This window comes from Mesorhizobium sp. M2E.F.Ca.ET.219.01.1.1 (genome assembly GCF_004016445.2).
In the GTDB taxonomy this organism is placed as follows: domain Bacteria; phylum Pseudomonadota; class Alphaproteobacteria; order Rhizobiales; family Rhizobiaceae; genus Mesorhizobium.
Map to the genome: position 1 here is coordinate 1 of NZ_SADT02000206.1, position 306 is coordinate 306.

General features: G+C 63.1%; 1 pseudogene. It reads left to right on the plus strand.

What is annotated here, in order from left to right:
* A pseudogene (locus tag EN862_RS37275) lies at positions 1-160 on the plus strand (glycosyltransferase family 2 protein); the annotation flags it as partial.
* Positions 161-306 lie beyond the last annotated feature (146 nt).

Below are 306 nucleotides of genomic sequence, written 5' to 3' on the forward strand. Positions count from 1 at the left end.
GGGTGGTCCGCGGTTCGACCGCGAACTCCAGCTGTCGCATTGGCCGATCGTCGTCATGAATCTGACCGGCGCGGCCAGATTTGCGGCTCTTTTGCTGGCGAGATGGCCGCAAGAAGTGCAAGTGCCGCAGGATCGGCAGGCAGATGCCCAGGCGAGGTGACAGGCCATAATGCGATTTTTGCCGCCAAGCTTGCCGATGCTCGGCCGCGCGCTCGGAACGAAGCAGTTGCGACTGCTTCCGGCCGTGGTGGTTCTTGGTCTAGTCGGCGCCGCCCTCGAAGGGTTCGGCATAGGCTTGATCATCCC